This is a genomic window from Streptomyces xanthochromogenes, from assembly GCF_014650455.1.
GTDB classification, from domain to species: Bacteria; Actinomycetota; Actinomycetes; order Streptomycetales; family Streptomycetaceae; genus Streptomyces; species Streptomyces xanthochromogenes.
In genome coordinates, this window is sequence record NZ_BMUZ01000005.1 from 412,127 (window position 1) to 435,093 (window position 22,967).

The following is a 22,967-nucleotide window of genomic DNA, read 5'->3' on the forward strand; positions in this document are numbered from 1 at the left end:
GGCCCTCACATCCGGAAGATGCCGAAGCCGCCGCGGGCGCCTTCGACGGGGGCGGTGTGGATCGCGGACAGGCACAGGCCCAGGACGGTCCTGGTGTCGCGGGGGTCGATGACCCCGTCGTCGTACAGCCGCCCGGACAGGAACATCGGCAGCGACTCCGCCTCGATCTGCTGCTCGACCATCGCGCGCAGACCCGCGTCCGCGTCGTCGTCGTACGGCTGGCCCTTGGCCTGCGCGGAGGCCCGCGCCACGATCGACAGGACACCCGCGAGCTGCTGCGGCCCCATCACGGCGGACTTGGCGCTGGGCCAGGCGAACAGGAAGCGCGGGTCGTAGGCCCGCCCGCACATCCCGTAGTGCCCGGCCCCGTAGGAGGCCCCGATCAGCACCGACAGATGGGGCACCTTGGAGTTGGACACCGCGTTGATCATCATCGCGCCGTGCTTGATGATGCCGCCCTGCTCGTACTCCCTGCCGACCATGTAACCGGTGGTGTTGTGGAGGAACAGGAGCGGGATGTCGCGCTGGTTGGCGAGCTGGATGAACTGGGCGGCCTTCTGCGACTCGGCGGAGAACAGCACGCCCTGGGCGTTGGCGAGGATGCCGACGGGATAGCCGTGCAGCCGGGCCCAGCCGGTCACCAGGCTCGTCCCGTACAGCGGCTTGAACTCGTCGAAGTCGGAGCCGTCGACGATGCGGGCGATGACCTCGCGCGGGTCGAACGGGGTCTTCAGGTCCTCGGGGACGATGCCGAGCAGTTCCTCCTCGTCGTACTTGGGCGGCTCGGCGAGCCCCGCCGGGTCCGGGTGCGCCTTGCGATGGTTGAGGCGGGCGACGATGCGGCGGGCCTGGCGGATCGCGTCGTGCTCGTCGACGGCGAAGTGGTCGGCGAGCCCGGAGGTACGGGCGTGCATCTCGGCGCCGCCGAGCGACTCGTCGTCGCTCTCCTCACCGGTGGCCATCTTGACGAGCGGCGGCCCGCCGAGGAACACCTTGCTCCGCTCACGGATCATCACCGTGTGGTCGGACATGCCGGGGATGTACGCCCCGCCCGCCGTGGAGTTGCCGAAGACGACGGCGACGGTGGGGATGCCGGCGGCGGACAGCCGGGTGATGTCCCGGAAGATAGCGCCGCCCGGGATGAAGATCTCCTTCTGCGAGGGCAGGTCCGCACCGCCCGACTCGACCAGGCTGATGCACGGCAGGCGGTTGGTGTACGCGATCTCGTTCGCGCGCAGGGCCTTCTTCAGCGTCCAGGGGTTGGAGGCGCCGCCGCGGACGGTGGGGTCGTTCGCGGTGATCAGGCACTCGACGCCCTCGACGGTGCCGATGCCGGTGACCATCGAGGCACCCACGGGGTAGTCGCTGCCCCAGGCCGCGAGCGGGGACAGCTCCAGGAAGGGGGTGTCCTCGTCGAGCAGCAGCTCGATGCGCTCGCGGGGCAGGAGTTTCCCACGTCGCCGGTGCCGCTCGGTGTACTTCTCGCCGCCCCCCGCGAGGGCCTTGGCATGCTCCCCGTCGAGCTCGGCGAGCTTGGCCCGCATGGCGGCGGTGGCCTGCCGGTACTCGGGAGCGGCGGGGTCCAGTGCGCTGGGGAGGCTGGGCATGGGGCTCCTCGGGATTCGGCGGGGACGGGGGGCGGGGTCCGGGGGCGGGGTCCGGGGGCGGGGTCCGGGTGGGGCGGGGCGGGGTGGGGGGTGCGGGTGGGGTGCACGGTGCGGGTGGGGGGTGCGGGTGGGGTGCGTGGTGCGGACGGGTTCGCCTGCGGCGAGGCGAGGCGGGGTTGGGTGGGGCTCGGCAGGGTGGGGTGGAGCGGGCGGCGGGAGGCTCACTCCAGCAGTTCCACCGGCACCGGGACGACCCGCCCCCGCAGCCACTCCCCCACCCCCTTCCCCTGGGGGTCGAACCGGGCCTGCGAGGCGACCCCCTCCCCCAACAGCCCCTCGACCACGAAGTTCAGCGCCCGCAGGTTGGGAAGAACATGCCGAGTGACGGGCAACTCGGCTACCTCCGGCAGGAGTTCACGTACGGCTTCGACCGTCAGCGCATGGGCCAGCCACGCCCACGCCGCATCCGACCTCGCCCACACCCCCACGTTCACGTCCCCGCCCTTGTCCCCGCTCCGAGCCCCCGCCACCGCCCCCATCGGCACCCGCCGCGTGGGCCCCGAGGAGTCGAACGGCGGAAGGACCGGCTCCGGGACCGGGACGAGGAGAGCTCCGCGGGGCGATGGAGGCATCAACTCCCGCACTCCGTCGGTGTGTACGGCCACGTGCTCGACCGAACCCGCGTCCACGTACCGCGCCGAGAACACCCCGTACGGCGCCCCCTTCGACGGCGGGGCCGTCACATGGAACCCGGGGTAGCTGCCGAGCGCCAGCTCGATGGCGGCGCCGCTGACCACCCGGCCCACCGCCTCGGCGTCGGCGTCCCGCACGACGAGCCGCAGCAACGCGCTCGCACGCTCCTCCGTGGGGGCGTCCGCCCGATCCGTACGGGACAGCTCCCAACTCACCACCTCAGGGCGCGACTTGGCGCGGGCGAAGGCATCCTCCACCTGCGCCCGCACGAGCTCGGCCTTGGCCTCGACGTCGAGCCCGGTCAGGACGAACACGACCTCGTTGCGCCACCCGCCGATGCGGCTGATGCCGGCCTTGAGGGTCGGTGGCGGCGCCTCGCCCCGCACCCCGCTGATCCGCACCCGGTCGGGGCCCTCCTGGTCGAGCCGTACGGTGTCGAGCCGCGCGGTGACATCGGGCCCGGCGTACCGCGCCCCGGACGTCTCGTACAGGAGCTGGGCCGTGACCGTGCCCGTGTCGACGAAGCCACCCGTTCCCGGATGCTTGGTGATGACGGCCGAGCCGTCGGCGTGGATCTCGGCGAGGGGGAAGCCGGGGCGGGTCAGGTCGCGACGCGGAACCTCGGCGAAGAAGGCGTAGTTGCCACCGGTGGCCTGCGTGCCGCACTCCAGAACGTGCCCCGCGACGACCGCGCCCGCGAGCGCGTCGTACTCCTCGGGCCCCCAGCCGAACCACCACGCGGCGGGCCCGGTGACCAGTGCCGCGTCCGTGACCCGCCCCGTGACGACGACCTCGGCCCCGCCGCGCAGACAGGCCGCGATCCCGGCGCCGCCGAGGTAGGCGTTGGCGGTGAGCGCGCCCTCGGGCAGCGGCAGCGCGTCCCCCTCGACGTGGGCGACCCGCACGGGGACACCCACGCGTGCGCTCAACTCCCGCACCGCGTCGGCCAGTCCGTCCGGGTTGAGCCCGCCCGCATTGGTGACGATCCGCACCCCGCGCTCCCGGGCGAGCCCGAGGCACTCCTCCAGCTGCCGCAGGAACGTCTTGGCATAGCCGAGCCGCGGGTCGCGCAACCGGTCCCGGCCGAGGATGAGCAGGGTGAGTTCGGCGAGGTAGTCACCGGTCAGGACGTCGAGGGGGCCGCCGGTCAGCATCTCCCGCATGGCGTCGAACCGGTCTCCGTAGAACCCGGAGGCGTTGGCGATCCGCAGTATTCGCCCGTCGTGCGCGCCCTGGGTCATCGGGCGGCCCGGGGCGGGCGGCCGGGTCCTGCGGGGCCCGCGAAGGCCTGGGCGATACCGAGCCACCGCTCGGCGTCCGGGCCCTCTGCGCGTACGGAGGTGTCGTCGCGGTGCAGCCGCTGGGTGACCAGCAGGCAGAACTCCAACGCGTCGCCGAAGACGCGCTGTTGGGCGTCCTCGGGCCCGTACGCCCAGAGGCCTTCGCCGTCCGGAGCCGTGAGCTCGACCCGGAACTCCTCGGCCGGGGGCTTCAGTCCCCGCACCGAGAAGGCGTAGTCGCGGGCACGGATGCCGATGCGGGCGACGTGCCGCAGCCGGTCGGTCGGGCGGCGGGTGCGGCCGAGGGCGTCGAAGACGTCCTGCCCGTGCGCCCAGGTCTCCATCAGGCGCCCGGTCGCCATCGAAGCGGTGGACATCGGCGGCCCGTACCAGGGGAACCGCGCCCCGGCCGGGGCCGCCCGCAGCGCGTCCTGAAGCCGTACGCGGCTGTCCCGCCACCAGGAGAGCAGTTCGGCGGGCGGCAGCAGGGCCCCCGCCTCGGCCCCGTCGTCCACGAAGGTGTCCGGCGAGGCGACGGCCTTCTCGACCTCGGCGTCGAAGGCCTCGGGATCGGTGACGGACAGCAGGGCCGCGGTGTCGGTCCACGCGAGGTGGGCGACCTGGTGGGCGATGGTCCAGCCCGGCGCGGCGGTGGGCGTGGCCCACTGGGCCGGACTCAACTCACCGATGAGGACGTCGAGTTCACCGCCTTCGGCCCGCAGGTCGTCAAGTACGGCTAGCACGGCGTCGGTTGGACCGGCCGGTTCGGACACGGTGCGCTCCCCTCCGGGACAGCGGACGGCGGGTGTGTCCCGGAGCATGGCAGCCGCCCACGAAACAAGCAAGCGTGCTTGCATGTATTTTCGGCCGCGGACGGGGTTGTCCGTCCCTCGTCAAGATCGGCCGGGTTACGGCTCTGTCCCAGCGGCCGTGGACGGCGAGTTGGCTTACGAGGACGGCCAGTTGGCGGACGAGGACGTCGGAAACCACCACCCCGACCGGGCCTCGGCAGGGGCCGACGGGGGTGTGGGCGTCGGCGGGGCGGGCTGTGGGCCGGCTGTACGTGTAACAGGAATGTCCTGGGCGGCGGGCGGGAGGAACGGTTCGCCCGGCCGTGTGGTCCTGTTGAGCACAAGCGCTCGCTGGTACCGACCGGAACCGAGCGGCCCGTACAGCCAACCGATACTGAGGAAGAACCGATGCGCGTTCGCAAGCTCACCCTCGCCGCCCTGGCCGTTGCCGCGGGTCTCTCGCTCACGGCCTGCCAGAGCGACGACGGCTCTCCCGCGCCGAGCGACTCCGCCGCTTCCAACGCCTCGTCCGCGGGCGGCGGTTCGGGCTCGGCGGGCGCGAACGCGAGCACCGGTTCGGGTACGGGCGCGGACCAGGGCAGCGGCAAGGGCACGGGCGGAACGGGCAAGGGCACGTCGGCCGGTACCGGTTCCAGCGGATCCGGCGGCAGCGCCAAGGGAAGCGGCGGCAAGTGCCGCACCAACGACCTGAACATCACGGCGTCGGACGCGACGGTCGGCGGCGACAAGGAACGCACCGTGGCCGTGGAGTTCACCAACACCAGCGGCCACGACTGCATGGTGTCCGGGTTCGCGGGCGTCGACCTGAAGACCAACTCGGGGAAGATCTCGGCCACGCGGACCGGCGAGCCGGCCACGCCCTACACCCTCAAGAACGGCAAGTCGGTCTTCTTCGGCATCACCTACCCGTCCAACGACACGGGCGGCTCCGGCGTCCGCATCACGGGCCTCCTCGTGACCCCGCCCGGCGAGACGAAGACGGTCACCCTGGCCTGGCCGGGCGCCTCCTCGCTTCCCGTCACCGAGAGCGGCAGCACCCCGGTCAAGGTCGGCCCCATCGGCAGCGCGGGCCAGGGCGGCGCGAGCTGACGGATCACGACCGAACGAACGGCCCCGCCCGCGCCGATCCGACGCGGGCGGGGCCGGGCGGGGGCTGAGCCACAGGGGGGCACAGCCCCCGTTCCCGCGTCGGGGGCGCGGCGGGCAGAGCGCCACCCCCGGGCGGGAGCGGGCTCCGCATCCCCCTCCGCAGGGGGTACGGGGCGCAGCCCCGGGGGGGCACAGGGGGCGAAGCCCCCGCACGGGGTCCGGGGCGCAGCCCCGGGGGGGCGCAGGGGGCGAAGCCCCCGCAGGGGGTCCGGGGCGCAGCCCCAGGGGGGCGCAGGGGGCGAAGCCCCCGCAGGGGGTCCGGGGCGCAGCCCCAGGGGGGCGCAGGGGGCGAAGCCCCCGCACGGGGTCCGGGGCACAGCCCCGCAGGGGGTCTGGGGCGCAGCCCCCGCAAGGGGTCCGGGGCGAAGCCCCGCAGGGGGTCTGGGGCGCAGCCCCAGGGCTCAGCTCATCCAACCCCGAGCCACGGGCGGGAGGGCGGGCAAACCCCCCGGGGTCTGGGGCGCAGCCCCAGGGGCCGGAACCAACCAACCCCGAGCAACGGGCGGGAGGGCGGGCAAACCCCCCGGGCCGAGGCCGAGCACCCCCAGGGGAGCAGCCCCCTCCGGCAGGGGAGCCACCCCGCCACCCCCGGAGCTAACCCGAGACCGCCCGAATCTGAGTCCGCACCGCCCCCATACTCGCCCCGATCACCAACCCGATCGCCAGCGCCTGCGGCCAGGACAGCGCCTGGCTCAGGATGAGGAAGCCCGCCGTCGCGGCGATCGCCGGCTCCAGGCTCATCAGGATCGCGAAGGTCGACGCGGGCAGGCGCCGCAGCGCCAGGAGTTCCAGGGTGTAGGGCAGCACCGAGGACAGGATCGCCACGGCCGCGCCGAGCGCCATCGTGGAGGGGACCAGGAGCTTGCCCCCGGCCTGCGCGATGCCGATCGGCAGGAACAGCACCGCGGCCACCGCCATCGCGAGGGCGAGCCCGTCGGCCTGCGGGAACCTCCGGCCGGTACGCGCGCTGAACAGGATGTACACCGCCCAGCACGCACCCGCCCCGAGCGCGTAGGCCGCGCCGACCGGGTCCAGGCTGTCGAAGCCGCCCCCGCCGAGCAGCACCACGCCGGCCAGGGCGAGCGCGGCCCACAGGACGTTCACCAGGCGTCTGGACGCGAAGACGGAAAGGGTCAGCGGGCCGAGCACCTCCAGGGTGACCGCGACGCCCAGCGGGATGCGGTCGACGGCCTGGTAGAACAGCCCGTTCATGCCCGCCATCGCCACTCCGAACGCGACGACCGTGCCCCAGTCCGCCCGCGAATGCCCCCGCAGCTTCGGACGGCACACCAGCAGCAGCACGACCGCCGCCGCGACGAGCCGCAGCGTGACGACCCCGGCCGCACCCGCCCTCGGCATCAGCGTCACGGCCACTGCGGCACCGAACTGCACGGATATGCCGCCCGCCACCACCAGCGCCACCGGCCCGAACGCCGCCCGGCGCCCGCCCCGGGCCGGGCCCTTCGGCGCACCCGCCGCCTCCGGTACGGCGACGGCGGCCACCGCGACCGGCTCCGCCGCACTCGCGCCCTGGACCGGATTCACCGGCGCTCACCTCAATCAGCCCGCACGGGCCAGTTCACTCAGTTCAATAGGATGGACTTGCGGATTCAGTATTCTGCACTCCGCCCCGGCCGCGCAACCAGCTTTTCGACGGCGAGCGGAATGACTCCCTCCACCCAATGTAAGCGGGCCGTGTAAGCGGCACCCCCGCCCGATACCCCTCACCCATCCTCGCCCGGGTCCGCGCCGAGCCCTTCCGCCAGCACCTCCGCCAGATGCCTCGCCCGACGCCCCGCCAGCTGGGCCAGCTGCGTACGGCAGGAGTAGCCGTCGGCCAGGATCTCCGTGCCGGGGGCGGCCGCGCGTACCGCGGGGAGCAGTTGGTCCTCCGCACAGGCCAGCGAGACCTCCCAGTGGCCCCGCTCGAACCCGAAATTCCCCGCGAGCCCGCAGCACCCGCCGCTCAGCCCACCCGTCAGACCCGCCTTCTCGCGCAGCCGCCGCTCGGCCGCGTCGCCCAGGACCGCGTGCTGATGGCAGTGGGTCTGCCCGGCCACGGGCCGGTCCAGGCGCGGCGGACTCCAGCCCGGCGCGCACTCCTCCAGCGCCTCCGCGAAGGTGCGTACCGACGCGGCGAGCCGGGCCGCCCGGGGGTCGTCGGGGAGCAGCTCCGGCAGATCCGTACGCAGAGCGGCCGCACAGCTCGGTTCGAGCACGACGACCACCGGCCGCCCCGCCTCCCCCAGGTACGCCTCCATCGCGTCCAGGGTGTGGCCCAGCACCACCTTCGCGCGGTCCAGCTGTCCGGTGGACACATAGGTGAGGCCACAGCAGACCCGGCCCGCGGGGATCTCCGCCCCGATCCCCGCGTCCGCCAGCACGCGCAGCGCCGCCCGCCCCACCTGCGGGGACAGATGATTGGTGAACGTGTCCGGCCACAGGAGCACTGCCGCCCCGCCCGAAGCCGAACGCCGCCCAAGCGACCCACGCAGCCCACGCAGCCCACGCAGCCCACGCAGGAACGTACGCGGCGCCAGCGGCGGAATCGCCCGCTCCGGGGCGATGCCCGCGATCCGCTTCACGAGTGCCGCGAGCGGACGGACCCGGGCCGCCGCGTTCAGTGCCGGCGCCAGCGGCGCGGCAAGCCGCAGCCACTCGGGGAGCCGGCCCAGGGCGTAGTGCGCGGCGGGACGGCGGCGGCCCGCGTAGTGGTGGTGCAGGAACTCCGCCTTGTACGTGGCCATGTCCACGCCCACCGGACAGTCGCTGCGGCAGCCCTTGCAGGACAGGCACAGGTCGAGCGCGTCCCGCACCTCGTGCGAGCGCCATCCGTCCGTGACCACCTCGCCCGCCAGCATCTCGTGCAGCAGCCGCGCCCGCCCGCGCGTCGAGTGCTCCTCCTCCCCCGTCGCCCGGAAGGAGGGACACATGACGTCCTGCGAACTTCCGTGCGTGGAGCGGCACTTGGCCACCCCCACGCATCTGCGTACCGCTGCCGAGAAGTCGCCGCCGTCGTCCGGGTAACCGAACTCCACGTCCACCGGGCGCTTGGGCAGCACCTCGAAGCGCAGATTCTCGTCGAGGCGGGCCGGGCGGGCCAGGATGCCGGGGTTCAGGATTCCGTCCGGGTCCCAGAGATCCTTGAACTCGACGAACACGCCCACCAGTTCGGGCCCGTACATCTTCGGCAGCAGCTCCGCGCGGGCCTGTCCGTCGCCGTGTTCGCCGCTCAGCGAGCCGCCGTGCGCGACCACGAGGTCGGCCAGGTCCTCGGAGAACGCACGGAAGCGCCCCACCCCGGCGGGGGTGAGCAGATCGAAGTCGATGCGGACGTGGATACAGCCGTCGCCGAAGTGTCCGTACGGGGTGCCGTGCAGTCCGTGGGAGCTCAGGAGCGACCGGAACTCCCCCAGATACGAACCCAGTCGGGCGGGCGGGACCGCGCAGTCCTCCCAGCCCGGCCAGGCCTCGGTGCCGTCGGGCATCCGGGTCGCGGTGCCCGCCGCGTCCTCCCGGATCCGCCACAGCGCGCGCAGCCCGGCCGGGTCGCTCACCACGAGGGAGTCCAGCGCCCCGCCCGCCCGGACCAACTCCCCCGCGCGCGAGCGGGCTTCGGCCTGCGTCGTCCCGCCGGTCTCGACGAACAGCCACGCCCCGCCGCGCGGCAGGCCCGCCCCGCCCCGTACCCGTACGAGATCCGCGGCCATGCCCTCCACGGTCAGCGGGTGGTGCGGAAGCAGGGCGGGGGCGGCTTCGGCGGCCGCGCTCTCGTCGGCGTAGCCGAGCACGGCCAGGGCGCGGGCGGGCGGGGACTCGACCAGGCGTACGGTCGCCTCGGTGACCACGCCCAGCGTGCCCTCGCTGCCGCAGAACGCCCGGGCCGCATCGGCCCCGCGCTCGGGGAGCAGGGCGTCCATCGCATAGCCGGAGATCCGGCGCGGGAGGTCCTGGGGGTAGCCGGTGCGCAGGGCTGACAGATGACGGATGACGAAATCGTCCAGCCCGACGGGCGTCGTCGAGTTCTGCCGGCCCCGCGCGAGGAAGTGGCGCTCACCCCCCGCCCCGACGACCGTCAGATCGCGGACGTTGTCCGCCGTCGTCCCCCACGCCACCGAATGCGCCCCGCACGCGTTGTTGCCGATCATCCCGCCGAGCGTGCAGCGGCTGTGCGTGGAGGGGTCGGGCCCGAAGGTGAGGCCGTGCGGCGCGACCGCGTCCCGCAGTACGTCCAGAACAACTCCGGGCTGCACCACGGCCGTTCGGGCCGCCGCGTCCACCGAGACGAGCGACCGCATGTGGCGGGTGAAGTCGAGCACGATCCCGGCGCCGGTGGCCTGGCCCGCGATCGAGGTGCCGCCGCCGCGCGGCACCACCGGCACCCGGTACGTCCGGCAGACCGCCAGGACCGCCGCCACGTCGTCGGCGTCGCGCGGGGCAACCACACCCAGCGGCACCCGGCGGTAGTTCGAGGCGTCCATCGTCGTCAGGGCGCGGGCGGTGACGCCGAGGTCCACGCGACCCCGTACCACGCGCGACAACTCCCGCTCCAGCTCCCGCGCAAGCTCCCCGACCCGATCATTCGCAGCATCTGCCATGGGGCCCAGGATGCCCCCGCCCCTTGGGGGTGCGGGCGCTTCACCACGCCACTCCCAGCGTGTCCTGAAACAGCCATGTTGACCTGAATGCGACTGGCCAACGGTCCCAATGTGCGGGAATGTTCACCAAGAACTATCCAAATCGATCACCAACTCTCCTATAGTTGCCCCTCGTTCCCTGTGAGACAGGAACGGCCCCTTCCCTTTCGCCCGCCATAAGCGCTCTAAGGCATTGATCGATGACGGCGTCGCCCTCCCCCCTTCGCCCCTCCGCGCTGGCCCTGTTGATCACCGCGGTGGTCACCGGCGCGTTCTGCACGGTGGCGGTGGTCTCGGCCGAGCCGGGCTCCCGTGCCGTACTCGGCTGGAGCCTCGGCATCGCGGCGGCCCTGCTGAGCGCCGGCGCGTACGCCGTGACGCACAGCGTGCTGCGCAACCGCGTCCTGCGTGAACGCCTAGCCGCGCTGAACACCCAGATCAGCGCGCAGGAGGCCAACGCCGCCCGGCGCAGCGCCGACGCGGTGCGCCTGGATGCGGCGCAGGCCGCCGAACGCAAGGCCCTGATCGCCGCCCACGCCGCCGAGCTGCGCCGCGCCGAGTCCTCGCGTGCCGCAGCGCTGGCGGCGACCGCGAACGCGGCCGGCCGCATGCAGGCGCTCGCCACCGGCATGCTCGCCGACCTGCGCGACATGGAGCACCGGCACGCCGACGAGGACGTGCTCGGCGACCTGCTGCACCTCGACCACCGCACGGCGCAGGCGGGCCGCCTCGCGGACTCCATCGCCGTACTGACCGGGGCCCGTTCGGGCCGGCGCTGGGCCCGGCCCATCGTCATGGAGTCCATCCTGCGCGGCGCCATGGGCCGCATCGGCGGCTACCAGCGCGTGCGCCTGCACTCCACCAGCGACGCGGCCGTCGCCGGGCACGCCGCCGAGGGCGTCATGCACGCGCTCGCCGAACTCCTCGACAACGCGGCCAACTTCTCGCCGCCGACCGCCGAGGTCCACGTGTACGTGGAGGAGGTACCGGCCGGGGTGATCATCACCGTCGAGGACAGCGGTCTCGTCATGAGCGACGTCCAGCTGCGCCGGGCCGAACAGGCCGTCTCCGGGCGCCTTTCGGACCTCGCCGGGCTCTCCGGCACACGGCTCGGTCTCGCGGTCGTCGGCCGGCTGGCCCGCAAGCACGGCCTCACCGTGTCGTTCCGGCCCTCCGCGCGCGGCGGCACCGGCGCCCTGATGCTGCTCCCGCACGAGCTGGTCACCCACGTCGCCGCCACTCCCGCGGCGGCCCCGCTCGCGCCCGCCCTCGACGTACCGCAGGACCTGTTGCCTCCGGAGTCCGCCACGGCGGAGTCCAGGACCCCGGCCGCGGCAGCGCCCCCGGCAGCGATCCCGGCATCGGCGTCGGCATCGGCATCGGCATCGGCACAGGCACCCGCTCCGGACGGCGAGCCGGAGGCCACTCACGAACCGGCCGCCGAGCCCGCGTCCGGCACCGGCACCGCCCGCCCCGCCCCCACCGTCCGCACGAGCGGGACCAGCACCGGCACCGGCACCAGCACCAGCACCAGCACCAGCACCAGCAGTGAAACCAGCGGGGAATTCCCGCAGTTCGGCGAGAGCGGTCTGCCCAAACGCAAGCGCGGCCGTGCGCTCGCCGCAGCCCACCCCGAGGGGCCCGACGCCCCGGCGGCACCGGCCCGCGCCACGACCGCGGCCTCCGACGCGGCCGCTCGCTTCAGCAGCTTCCGCCAAGCCGTACGCGCGAACTCTCCCACCCCGGAAGGCAACTCCGAATGACCGGCACCACCACCGACGAGAAGCTCAACTGGCTCCTGGAGAACCTGCTCCAGCGCACCCCGGGGGCCCGCCACGCGCTCGTCCTGTCCCGAGACGGCCTCAAGCTGTGCCGCACGCCGGAGCTCTCCGTCGACCAGGCCGACCAGCTGGCCGCGATCGCCGCGGGCATCCAGAGCCTGTCGCACGGGGCGTCCATGGAGTTCGGCGACGGCAGCGGCGGGGTGCGCTCCGCGATGGCCGAGTTCTACGGCGGCATCCTGTTCATCGTCGAGGCCGGCGAGGGCGCGCACCTCGCGGTGGTCGCCGCCGAGGACGCGGACGCCGGACTCGTCGGGCACAACATGTCCGAGCTCGTGGAGCAGCTCGGCGAGTACCTGAGCGCCGAGCCGCGGGCATGAGCAGGCCGGGCCGGGACGACTCGCCGGACCGGCTCTACACCCTCACCGGCGGGCGCAGCCGCTCCGGCTCGGACGCCTTCGACCTGGTCACCCTGGTGGTCACCGAGTCGGAACCGGCGCCGGGCATGCAGTCCGAGCACGCGGCGATCCTGCGCATGTGCCGCTTCCCGACCGCGGTCGTGGAGATCGCCGCCGAGCTCGGGCTGCCCGTCACGGTGGTCCGCATCCTGCTCGCCGATCTGCACGACACGGGCCGCATCAGCGCCCGTCACCCGCGCTCCGCCCATCGCCTTCCCGACCCCGACATCCTGGAGCAGGTGCTCGTTGGCCTCCGAAATCTCTGAACGGCCCGCCCTCGCGGGGACCGCCGACAACGGCCTGAAAATCGTGGTCGTCGGTGGTTTCGGCGTCGGAAAGACGACCATGGTGCGCTCGGTCAGCGAGATACGTCCGCTGAACACCGAGGAGACCATGACCAAGGCGGGCGAGGCCGTGGACGACCTCGACGGCGTCCGTACGAAGACGGCCACCACCGTCGCCTTCGACTTCGGCCGCATCACCCTGGACGCGCACAACGTCCTGTACCTGTTCGGCGCGCCCGGCCAGGAGCGGTTCTGGTTCCTGTGGGACCGCCTGTTCGCGGGCACGCTCGGCGCGGTCGTCCTCGTCGACACGCGGCGCCTGGCGGACTCCTGGTACGCCATCGACCGCCTGGAGCACCACGGCACGCCGTTCGTCGTGGCGTGCAACGACTTCGGCGGGCCCGCGCACACCGAGGACCAGGTGCGCGAGGCGCTCGACCTGCCGGCCGAGGTGCCGCTGCTGCGCTGCGACGCGCGCGCCCGTGCGTCCAGCAAGACCGTCCTGATCGCCCTCGTGGAACACCTCGCCCGCCTGCAGAAGGCTCCGGAGCTCATACCGTGACGTGCCCCATTCCCACCCCCGTCCCGCTGAGCGGCCCCCGGTTCCAGACCGAGCCGAACGAGCTGTACCGCGACCTGCGGCGCGACCACGGCGCCGTGGCGCCCGTGGTCCTGGACGGCGACGTGCCCGCCTGGCTGGTGCTCGGCTACCGCGAGCTGCACCAGGTCACCAGCGACCCGGCACTGTTCTCGCGCGACTCCGACCTGTGGAACCAGTGGGACCGCATCCCGGCCGACTGGCCGCTGCTGCCCATGATCGGCCGCAAGCAGCCGTCGATCCTGTACACGGTCGGGGAGCGCCACCGCGAGCGGGCGGCGATGGTCTCCGACGCCCTGGAGGCGGTCGACCCCTTCGAACTGCGCGCCCACGCCGAGCGGTTCGCGGACGAGCTGATCGACGCGCTGTGCGGCACGGGCGGCTGCGACATCGTCGGCCAGTACGCGATGCTCCTGCCGGTACGCGTCCTGGCCCGGCTCTACGGATTCACCGACGAGCAGGGCCCGGGCCTGGTCACCGCGATGAACGACATGATCAACGGCCGGGAGGGCGCCCTGGAGGGCCAGCGCCACCTCGCCGAGTCGATGTACGCGCTGCTGACCGCCAAGCAGGTCGAGCCGGGCGAGGACGTGGCGTCCCGGATGCTCGCCAACCCGTACGGCTTCTCCGTCGAGGAGGTCGGCCAGGACCTGATGGTGATGATGGCCGCCGGCCACCAGCCGACCGCGGACTGGATCGGCAACTCGCTGCGCCTGATGCTCACCGACGACCGGTTCGCGGCCTCGCTCGCGGGCGGCCGGCACAGCGTGGGCGAGGCGATGAACGAGGTGCTGTGGGAGGACACGCCCACGCAGAACGTGGCGGGCCGCTGGGCCGCCCGCGACACCCACCTGGGCGGCCGGCACATCCGGGCCGGCGATCTGCTGCTCCTCGGCCTCGCCGCGGCCAACGGCGATCCTCAAGTACGCACCGACGCGGGCGCGTTGACGGGCGGCAACAGCGCCTTCTTCTCGTTCGGTCACGGCGAGCACCGCTGCCCCTTCCCCGCGCAGGAGGTCGCCGAGGTCATCGCGCGGACCGGGATCGAGGTGCTGCTCGACCGGCTGCCCGACGTCGATCTCGCGTCCCCCGCCGCGGAGTTGACCCGTCGCCCGTCCCCGTGGCTGCGGGGTCTCACCGAACTTCCCGTGACGTTCACACCCACTCCTGCCCTTGGAGCAGCCAGATGAGCAGCCGGCCGAACAGTCCGTCGCAGTGCCCCGTGGACCACAGCGGTGCCATCACCCTCGACCCGTTCGTCGGCGACCTGGACGCCGAGAGTGCGGCGCTGCGGGCGGCGGGTCCGCTGGTACGGGTCGTGCTGCCGGGCGGGGTGGCCTGCTACTCGGTGACGCACCACGCGGAGGCCCGCAAGCTCCTGACCGACCCGCGTCTGGTCAAGGACATCGACGTGTGGGGTGCCTGGCAGCGCGGCGAGATCCCGCCGGACTGGCCGCTGATCGGGCTCGCCAACCCGGGCCGCTCGATGCTCACGGTGGACGGTGAGGAGCACCGCCGACTGCGCGCGCTCGTCGCGCAGGCGCTGACCGTGCGCCGGGTCGAGCGGCTGCGGGCCGGCATCGAGACGCTGACGACGTCGATGCTGGACCGGCTCGCGGCCCTTCCCGAGGGTGAAGTGGTCGACCTGAAGGCGGAGTTCGCCTACCCGCTGCCCATGAACGTGGTCAGCGAGCTGATGGGTGTGGACGCGGCCGACCATCCGCGTCTGAAGTCCCTCTTCGAGAAGTTCTTCTCCACGCAGACTCCGCCGGAGGAGGTGCCGCAGATGATGGCGGACCTCGGGGAGCTGTTCGCGGGCATCGTCGAGTCCAAGCGGCGGGCGCCGGGCGACGACCTGACGAGCGCGCTGCTCGCCGCCTCCGAGGACGGCGACCACCTCAGCACGGAGGAGATCACCAACACCCTCCAGCTGATGATCGCGGCGGGCCACGAGACGACGATCAGCCTCATCGTGAACGCGGTGGTCGCCCTGGAGACGCATCCCGAGCAGCGCAAGCTGGTGCTGGAGGGGGCGGTGCCGTGGGAGAACGTCATCGAGGAGACCCTGCGGTGGTCGACGCCGACCTCGCACGTGCTGTTCCGGTTCGCGACGGAGGACGTCGTGGTCGGGGACCGGGTGCTTCCTGCGGGGGAGGCCCTGATCGTCTCCTTCGGGGCGATCGGGCGGGACGAGGCGCAGCACGGGCCCACTGCGGGGGACTTCGACGTGACCCGGGCGCCGAACCGGCACATCTCCTTCGGGCACGGGCCGCACGTCTGCCCCGGGGCGGCGCTGTCCCGCCTGGAGGCGGGGGTGGCGCTGCCGGCCCTGTACGCCCGCTTCCCCTCCCTGACGCTGGGGGTCCCGGCGGCCGCCCTCCGCAACAAGCCGATCGTGACCCAGAACGACCTCTTCGACCTCCCGGTCCGTCTCACCTGAACTCCCGGGGCCCCGCCCCCGGCCCGGCCGACACGGGGCGCCCCGGCCTACACGGGGTGCCCCGGCCCACACGGGATGCCCCGGCCCACACGGGATGCCCCGGGGGCTCCGCCCCCAGCCCCCTCTGCTCGGCCCCGGCCCGCGGGGAACCGCTCGCGCAGTTCCCCGCGCCCCCAACCCCGTTCATGGCTGCGGACCACGGTCGCTTCTCGCGCAGTTCCCCGCGCCCCCAAAACCCGTCGTCGGCCTTGCACCGTGCCCGCTTCTCGCGCAGTTCCCCGCGCCCCCAAAACCCCCTGTCGGCCTCGCACCGTGGGTGGCCGGTCGCGCAGTTCCCCGCGCCCCTATCAATACCGGTGCGGGGGCACCTACAGCCCGTCCGGCGTTTGAGGACGAGCGCCGTTCAGGCGCGACGGGGGTGCAGGGGGCGGAGCCCACTGCGGGGGTCCGAGGGGCGCAGCCCCTCAGGGGGTCTGGGGCGCAGCCCCAGGGAGCCGGAACCAACCAACCCCGAGCCACGGGTGGGCGGGCGGGCAAACCCCCCGGGGGGAGGGGCGTCCGTGTGGGGGGCGTCTCATCGGGCGGACCCGGGGGACCGGCCGGGCCGGAACCGGATACGCTCCGGCACGTGGCTGAGATCCAGATTCCCGCTGACATGAAGCCCGCCGACGGCCGTTTCGGCGCGGGCCCCTCCAAGGTGCGTACGGAGGCGCTGAACGCCCTGGCCGCCACCGGCACCTCCCTCCTCGGCACCTCCCACCGCCAGGCCCCGGTCAAGAACCTGGTCGGCGAGGTGCGCCAGGGCATCGCCGACCTCTTCTCCCTCCCCGAGGGGTACGAGGTGATCCTGGGCAACGGCGGCTCCACCGCGTTCTGGGACGTCGCGACGCACGGCCTGATCGAGAACAAGTCCCAGCACCTGAACTTCGGCGAGTTCTCGTCCAAGTTCGCCAAGGCCGCCAAGGCCGCCCCGTGGCTCGCCGAGCCGACCGTGATCAGCAGTGACCCGGGCACCCACCCGGACCCGAAGGCCGAGGCGGGCGTGGACGTGTACGCGTTCACGCACAACGAGACCTCGACCGGTGTCGCCGCCCCGATCAAGCGCGTGGCCGGCGCCGACGAGGGCGCCCTCGTCCTGGTGGACGCGACCTCCGGCGCCGGCGGCCTGCCCGTCGACATCACCGAGACGGACGTCTACTACTTCGCCCCGCAGAAGTCGTTCGCATCCGACGGCGGCCTGTGGCTCGCCGCGTTCTCGCCCGCCGCCCTGGAGCGCGCCCAGCGCATCCACGCGAGCGGCCGTCACGTGCCCGAGTTCTTCTCGCTGCCGACCGCGATCGACAACTCGCTGAAGAACCAGACGTACAACACCCCCGCCCTGTCCACCCTGTTCCTGCTCAACGAGCAGCTGAAGTGGATCAACGGCCAGGGTGGGCTCGCCTGGTCGACGGCCCGTACGGCCGCGTCCTCGGGCGCCCTGTACGGCTGGGCCGAGGAGTCCAAGCACGCCTCCCCCTTCGTCACGGACCCGGCGAAGCGCTCGCAGGTCATCGGCACGATCGACTTCGCGGACGACGTCGATGCCGCCGCGATCGCCAAGGTGCTGCGCGCCAACGGCATCGTCGACACCGAGCCGTACCGCAAGCTCGGCCGCAACCAGCTGCGCATCGCCATGTTCCCGGCGATCGACCCGGCCGACGTCGAGGCCCTGACGGCCTGCGTCGACTACGTCATCGAGCAGCTCTGAGCGTTCCGCGACGGGCGCGGCGCGCCTTGTGACACGAACGCGGACGAGGGCCCGGCACCGTCTCGGTGCCGGGCCCTCGTGCGTGTCCGGGCGCCCGGATGCCGGGATTCGCGCCGGGACCTACGTCCCAAAAATGTAAGTAAAGCGGACGTATGCGGCGGGTCATCGGCGCAGGGGCCCGGCCGTTTTCCGGGCCGGGACCTTCGGCAGGGGCCGTCCGGCCGCCCCCGTACCGGCGAAACCAAAACGCGCACAGTTTCCTCCTTATCGGTGCATCCGGCGAACAGCCGGACATACAGGGAGAATTGATTATGCGCAAGGCATTCACCGCTTCCGCCGTCGCCGTCGCCGCGGCACTCGCCCTCGCCGCTCCGGCCACCGCGTTCGCCGCCGGGTCCGCCTCGGCGTCCCCGACCGACTCCGCGTCCTCCCCGAGCTCCTCGGTCGCACCGAGCTCCTCGGCCTCGCCCTCGGGTTCCGCGACGCCGACGCCCTCCGCCCCGAGCGTGACGCTGTCCTCGGACACCGGCCGCCCCGGCGACAAGATCACCGTCACCATCCGGCAGAGCGGCCACAAGGGCACGGCCCACGTCGTGTCCAAGGCCTTCGGCGGCCGGGTGAACCTCACCCCCGACGCGAAGGCGACCGGGGTGTGGCACGGCACGGCGACCGTCGCCAACTACCCGCGCGACTACTTCGGCGTCCAGGCCTTCGTGGACGGCAAGCTCTTCGACACGGTCAAGTTCACCGTGGGCGAGCCGAAGGACGACCACAAGGACGACCACCACGGCAAGGGCGACCACGACAAGACGCCCCCGCCCGGCCCGCACCACGGCACGACTCCCCCGCACCACCACACCGCCCCCAAGGGCGGCGTGAACACCGGCATGGCGCCCGTGCCCGAGGACCACGCCGCGACCAACTCCGCGCTCGCCCTCGGCATCACCGGCATGGGCGCGACCGCACTCGGCGGCGCGGGGCTGCTCAACCGTCGCGGCCGGAAGCAGGACTGAGCGCGTGACCCCCCGCACCTGCCGCCACCGTTCCCGCCGGGGTGGCCGCACCGCCGCCCTGGCGGGGGCCGCCGCACTCGTGGCGGCCCTGACCGCGAGTGGCTGTTCCGCCCGCGCGGACGGCGCCACGAGTCCGCCCCCGGCGACGGACGTCACCCCCGCCTCGGCGCTCGCCGCCTCCGTCCCGGACCGCATCGCCATCCCGGACATCCACGTGGACGCCCCGCTGGGCGAGGTCGGCCTGGCGGCGGACGGCACGATGCAGACACCGCCGTTCGACCGGCCCAAGGAGGCCGACTGGTACAAGGAGGGGCCCACCCCGGGCGAGCCCGGACCGGCCACGATCGTGGGCCACATGGACACGGCCGAGACACCGAAGGCGGTCTTCCACGACCTGGCCCGGCTCAAGAAGGGCGAACGGATCGAGGTGCACCGCAAGGACGGCGCCGACGCCGTGTTCGCCGTCGACTCGGTGGACACGTTCAAGAAGGACGCGTTCCCCACGCAGAAGGTCTACGGCGCCACCGAACGGCCCGAGCTGCGTCTGATCACCTGCGGTGGATCGCTGACCAAGGACCGCCACTGGGACTCCAACGTCGTCGTCTTCGCCCATCTGACGGGCAAGGCCTGACGGACGGGCAAGACGAACAGGGCCTGACGGACGGGCGCGCCTTCGGGGCGCGGGTGGCGACCCGCGCCCCGAAGGCCCGCCCGTCCGATAACTGCCCTATCCGGTAAGGGAGTTGGTCCCTACCATCCAAAGCGATCCGGCGCGTACCGCACCACGGCCGGACCGGTCCGAAGGTTTGACATGTCCATGTCTCAACTATGTCTCGTCGAAGGCGCCCGGAGCGCTTCGACGGCACGCCGACGGCATGGGCACTCGGCTGGACTCCCCACATCCACGCAAGGCCACCGACAACCGATCGGAGCATCAAGATGCCCGGTGCACTTCTCGCAGGCGGCGCGACGGCGGCGTTCCTCGCCTCCACGCTCTTCACCCAGGCGGCTCCGGCCGCGCCCTCCTCCATCATCGCGCCGCCCGACAAGATCGTGATCGAGGTCGCGACCGTCAACGGCTCCGGCTGCCCGGTCAACACCGCCGCGGTCGCCGTCTCCCCCGACAACACCGCCTTCACCGTCACCTACAGCCAGTACCTGGCACAGGTGGGCGCCGGCTCCAAGCCGACCGACTTCCGCAAGAACTGCCAGCTCAACCTGATCGTGCACGTCCCCTCCGGCTTCACCTACGCCGTCGCGAGCGCCGACTACCGCGGCTACGCCCACCTGGAGAAGGGCGCGAGCGCCACCCAGAAGGCCTCGTACTACTTCCAGGGCTCGCCCGACACGGCGAGCAGAACCCACCCGTTCAACGGCCCCTACGACGACGACTGGCAGGCCACCGACTCCACCGACTGGGGCCAGCTGGTGTGGGCCCCCTGCGGCGTGCAGCGCAACTTCAACATCAACACCGAACTGCGCGCGAGCCTCGGCACCGCCGACCCGAAGACCAACAGCTTCATCGCCATGGACTCCACCGACGGCGACATCCAGACCATCTACCACCTCGCCTGGAAGGAGTGCCCGCAGCAGCGCTGAGCCTCGGCCGTCGGGGCCCGCACCCGCCCGGTGCGGGCCCCGCGCGGCCCCTCGGGCCCCTCAGCCGGTCCGCCTGCGCAGCATCCGCTTCGCGCCCAGGCCGAGCACGGTGGCGCCCGCCAGAACCATCGCGCCGAGCAAGAAGTTCCCCTCGCCCGCACCGCCACCCGAACGGGTGGAACTGCCGCCCGCGGAGGGCGACTTGGCGCCGTCGCCCTTGAGGGGGACGCGCACCACCGCGCTGCCGGCGCCCTCCGAACCGACCATCAGGGCGCTGCCGTCCGGGCTGTACGTCACCGATTCGGACTGCTGCTGCACCGGCGTGCCCGGCACCGCGTGCCAGTCGCCGAGGGGGTCGCCCGCGCCGCCCTTCCAGGCGTACTCGGCCAGCGCGAAGTAGCCCCGCAGCGCCAGCTTCGTACCGTCCGGAGAGAACGCGCCGTCGGTCACCCAGGGCACCTCGCCGACCCGGCGGAAGACGTTCGTGCCGGTGGCGGACAGTTTCGCCGGTCCCTCGTAGAGGCCGCCGCCGCTCTCGCGCTTGGAGGCGATGTAGAGGCGGCCGGTCTTCGGGTGGACCATCAGTGCCTCGGCGTTGCGCGGCCCGTCGGCGTACTGGACGGTGTACTGCGTTGCCCTGACCGTCTGGTCACCCAACCGGGCGGGCTCGTGGAAGCGGTAGATCCAGACGTGGCTCCAGGAGCCGTCGAGGTTGTCACCGATGTCGCCGACGTACAGGTCGCCGTCGGGCCCGATCGAGATCGCCTCCACATCGCGCGGGCGGCCGACGCCCTCCAGCGTGATGCGGGCGACGGTCTGCCCGGTCCGCGCGTCGACGGCGTAGACGTAGGGGCCGTCGCCGCTGTCGTTGTGCGTCCAGTAGACGCCGGGATGGGCGCGGCTCGCGGCGAGGCCGCTGGACTCCTTGATCCGGGGGTCCTTGATGGTGAACCCGCCGTCGTCGGCCGCGGCCGGTCCCGCCGCACACACGAGAACGAACCCGGCCACCCCGCACACCCTCCACAGCGAACGCATGCCCCCAGTGTCCACGGCCGCCTCCGCGCCCCGTCGAGGCGTCCACCGTGCCGAGGCGTCCACCGCCCGACGTGTGTTCACCGTGCCGAGGCGTCCACCGCCCGACGTGCCCACCGTGCCGAGCATGTTCATCGCGCCGGGGTGTTCACCGTGCTCGGGGTGTCCACCGTCACGTCGCCGCCGGCGTACCGATCGGTAATGATGATCCCCATGCGTTTTCTCTTCGTCGGCGACTCCATGACCATCGGATGCCCCGGCGACTTCACCTGGCGCTACCGCATGTGGCGCCACCTCGAAGCGTCCTTCGACGGCCCCTACGAGATCGTCGGCCCGCGCAGCGCGCTGTACGACCCGGCGGCCGGGGCGGCCGTCTCGCACGACTACGCCGCCCCCGACTTCCCGCCGGCCGCCCGCCGTCACCTCGCGGGCTGGGGCGAGGGCTGGCTGCACATGGCGCCGGCGATCGGCCCCGCGGTCGCCGAGAGCCGGGCGGACGTGCTCCTCGTCTCGCTCGGCCTGATAGACCTCGGCTTCTACACGGACGCCGCCCAGACCGCCGCCAACGTGCGCGCCTTCGTCGACGGTGCCCGGGAGGCCAACCCGCGCATCCGGATCGTGGCCCTGCCCGTCATCCCGAACATCCGGGCCGAGCAGGACGCGCCGTTCGCCGCCGAGGTCGAGCACTTCAACGTGCTGCTCGCCAAGACGGTCGCCGACCTCGACTCGGCCGCCTCGCCGCTGCTGCTCGCCACGGTCCCGGACACCTACGACATCCACCGGGACACCTACGACGGTACGCATCCGGGCCCCGGCGGCGAGCACAAGCTGGCGGGCGCGTTCGCCGAGGCCCTGCACGGCGCCTGGGAGCTGGCCGGGCGCTACGCGTCGTAGGAGGCCCAGTTCCGGACCGCGAACCCGCCCGCTCCGCGCCGGACTTCGAAGGCGCCGGGGCCGCCGAAGTGGGCCGGGACGACCAGTTCGTGCTCGTCCGCGGCCCGCGCCAGAACGCGGAGGCGGGTGGCTGCGGCCCCGGTCTCGTCCTCGCAGAAGCAGCTGTTGTGGGCCGGGTGCGCGATCTGTACCGGGCTGTGCAGCAGATCGCCGACGAACACGGCCCGCTCGCCGCCGGACCGCAGCCTCAGCACGGATGAGCCGGGGGTGTGGCCGGGCGCCGACTCCAGGACGAGGTTCTCGTCGATGCGGTGCTCGCCCTCCCACAGCACGGCCTGCCCGGCCGCCACGACCGGCGCGACGCTGTCCTCGAACAGGGCCACGTCGTCGAGCCGCAGGTCCCGCCCGTTCGCCGGGTCGAAGTGGGCGTGGTCGGCGGCCGGCATCAGGTAGGTGGCGTTCGGGAACGCGGGCACCCACGTGCCGGGCCCCTGCCCCACCGTGTTCCAGCCGACGTGGTCGGCGTGCAGATGGGTGTTGACGACGATGTCGACGTCCTCGGGCCGCACCCCGACGGCTGTCAACTGCCCCAGGAAATCGGTGTTCCGGTGGTGGAACATCGGCATGCTGGGCCGCTCGCGGCCGTTGCCGACGTTGGTGTCCACCAGGACGGTCCGCCCGCCGCTGCGCAGCACCCAGGTCTGCAGCGCCCCGATCCACTGGTCGCTGTCGCGCTCCCAGAAGTCCGGCGCGAGCAGCTCCTCGTCGGCCTCCCACATCTCGATCCCGGCCTCGGGCACGATCCGGCGGGCGGGCCCGAAGGCGCCCTGCCACTCCACGACCCTGATGATCTCGACCTCGCCCAGGGTGATGCTGTCGCCCATGCCCCGCCGCCCTTCGTCCTTATCCGTCGGCCCGCCCGGCCGTGCCGTCCGTCGGCTCG

General features: G+C 73.0%; 19 protein-coding genes. 12 read left to right on the plus strand and 7 right to left on the minus strand.

The features are described 5' to 3' along the window. Positions 1-5 precede the first annotated feature (5 nt). From IE267_RS16040 to IE267_RS16050, 3 genes are all read right to left on the minus strand, one after another. Complete coding sequence (locus IE267_RS16040; protein WP_189763670.1) at positions 6-1,607, minus strand: acyl-CoA carboxylase subunit beta; 1,602 nt, start codon at positions 1,605-1,607, stop codon at positions 6-8. A 221-nt stretch (positions 1,608-1,828) separates the two neighbouring features. Then, the gene (locus tag IE267_RS16045) at positions 1,829-3,541 is read right to left on the minus strand and encodes an acyclic terpene utilization AtuA family protein (protein WP_189763671.1); all 1,713 of its coding nucleotides are present in this window, start codon (positions 3,539-3,541) and stop codon (positions 1,829-1,831) included. Then, complete coding sequence (locus tag IE267_RS16050; protein WP_373304554.1) at positions 3,538-4,353, minus strand: TIGR03084 family metal-binding protein; 816 nt, start codon at positions 4,351-4,353, stop codon at positions 3,538-3,540. The genes IE267_RS16045 and IE267_RS16050 overlap by 4 nt, the downstream gene beginning before the upstream one ends. A gap of 426 nt (positions 4,354-4,779) precedes the next feature. On the opposite strand from IE267_RS16050, the gene IE267_RS16055 reads away from it, so the two are divergent. Further along, positions 4,780-5,481: a DUF4232 domain-containing protein gene (locus IE267_RS16055; protein WP_189763673.1), complete on the plus strand. Its 702-nt coding sequence runs from the start codon at positions 4,780-4,782 to the stop codon at positions 5,479-5,481. Positions 5,482-6,135: 654 nt separating this feature from the next. On the opposite strand, the gene IE267_RS16060 is transcribed toward IE267_RS16055, so the two are convergent. Beyond that, positions 6,136-7,086, minus strand: a complete 951-nt coding sequence (locus IE267_RS16060; protein ID WP_189763674.1) for an EamA family transporter — start codon at positions 7,084-7,086, stop codon at positions 6,136-6,138. A gap of 179 nt (positions 7,087-7,265) precedes the next feature. Next, positions 7,266-10,139, minus strand: a complete 2,874-nt coding sequence (locus IE267_RS16065; protein ID WP_189763675.1) for an FAD-binding and (Fe-S)-binding domain-containing protein — start codon at positions 10,137-10,139, stop codon at positions 7,266-7,268. A 239-nt stretch (positions 10,140-10,378) separates the two neighbouring features. Here IE267_RS16065 and IE267_RS16070 point away from each other — a divergent pair, with 239 nt between their 5' ends. From IE267_RS16070 to IE267_RS16115, 10 genes are all read left to right on the plus strand, one after another. Beyond that, positions 10,379-11,941, plus strand: a complete 1,563-nt coding sequence (locus IE267_RS16070) for a sensor histidine kinase (RefSeq protein WP_189763676.1) — start codon at positions 10,379-10,381, stop codon at positions 11,939-11,941. After that, complete coding sequence (locus IE267_RS16075) at positions 11,938-12,339, plus strand: roadblock/LC7 domain-containing protein (protein WP_100573913.1); 402 nt, start codon at positions 11,938-11,940, stop codon at positions 12,337-12,339. Before IE267_RS16070 ends, IE267_RS16075 begins: the two co-directional genes overlap by 4 nt. Then, positions 12,336-12,683 carry a DUF742 domain-containing protein gene (locus IE267_RS16080; protein WP_100573912.1) on the plus strand — a complete coding sequence of 116 codons (348 nt, stop codon included), beginning with the start codon at positions 12,336-12,338 and terminating at the stop codon, positions 12,681-12,683. The genes IE267_RS16075 and IE267_RS16080 overlap by 4 nt, the downstream gene beginning before the upstream one ends. Beyond that, the gene (locus tag IE267_RS16085; protein ID WP_167159020.1) at positions 12,664-13,263 is read left to right on the plus strand and encodes a GTP-binding protein; all 600 of its coding nucleotides are present in this window, start codon (positions 12,664-12,666) and stop codon (positions 13,261-13,263) included. The genes IE267_RS16080 and IE267_RS16085 overlap by 20 nt, the downstream gene beginning before the upstream one ends. Continuing rightward, complete coding sequence (locus tag IE267_RS16090; RefSeq protein WP_189763677.1) at positions 13,260-14,489, plus strand: cytochrome P450; 1,230 nt, start codon at positions 13,260-13,262, stop codon at positions 14,487-14,489. Before IE267_RS16085 ends, IE267_RS16090 begins: the two co-directional genes overlap by 4 nt. Continuing rightward, complete coding sequence (locus IE267_RS16095) at positions 14,486-15,739, plus strand: cytochrome P450 family protein (RefSeq protein ID WP_189763678.1); 1,254 nt, start codon at positions 14,486-14,488, stop codon at positions 15,737-15,739. The genes IE267_RS16090 and IE267_RS16095 overlap by 4 nt, the downstream gene beginning before the upstream one ends. A 628-nt stretch (positions 15,740-16,367) precedes the next feature. Further along, positions 16,368-17,486: a phosphoserine transaminase gene (gene serC, locus IE267_RS16100; protein ID WP_167159015.1), complete on the plus strand. Its 1,119-nt coding sequence runs from the start codon at positions 16,368-16,370 to the stop codon at positions 17,484-17,486. 311 nt (positions 17,487-17,797) lie between these two features. Further along, positions 17,798-18,499: a hypothetical protein gene (locus tag IE267_RS16105; protein ID WP_167159013.1), complete on the plus strand. Its 702-nt coding sequence runs from the start codon at positions 17,798-17,800 to the stop codon at positions 18,497-18,499. A gap of 4 nt (positions 18,500-18,503) precedes the next feature. Then, positions 18,504-19,130 carry a class F sortase gene (locus tag IE267_RS16110; protein ID WP_229861211.1) on the plus strand — a complete coding sequence of 209 codons (627 nt, stop codon included), beginning with the start codon at positions 18,504-18,506 and terminating at the stop codon, positions 19,128-19,130. 308 nt (positions 19,131-19,438) lie between these two features. Further along, positions 19,439-20,098: a DUF4360 domain-containing protein gene (locus IE267_RS16115; protein ID WP_167159011.1), complete on the plus strand. Its 660-nt coding sequence runs from the start codon at positions 19,439-19,441 to the stop codon at positions 20,096-20,098. A gap of 60 nt (positions 20,099-20,158) precedes the next feature. On the opposite strand, the gene IE267_RS16120 is transcribed toward IE267_RS16115, so the two are convergent. Then, entirely contained in the window at positions 20,159-21,133 is a 975-nt protein-coding gene (locus IE267_RS16120; RefSeq protein ID WP_189763679.1) for a WD40 repeat domain-containing protein, read from the minus strand. A 210-nt stretch (positions 21,134-21,343) separates the two neighbouring features. Between IE267_RS16120 and IE267_RS16125 the strand changes: the two genes are divergently transcribed. Next, a complete protein-coding gene (locus IE267_RS16125) occupies positions 21,344-22,024 on the plus strand; it encodes a GDSL-type esterase/lipase family protein (protein WP_167159007.1) in 681 nt (226 codons plus the stop codon). On the opposite strand, the gene IE267_RS16130 is transcribed toward IE267_RS16125, so the two are convergent. Then, positions 22,012-22,908, minus strand: a complete 897-nt coding sequence (locus IE267_RS16130; protein ID WP_189763680.1) for an MBL fold metallo-hydrolase — start codon at positions 22,906-22,908, stop codon at positions 22,012-22,014. The two genes, IE267_RS16125 and IE267_RS16130, sit on opposite strands and share 13 nt — an antisense overlap. Positions 22,909-22,967 lie beyond the last annotated feature (59 nt).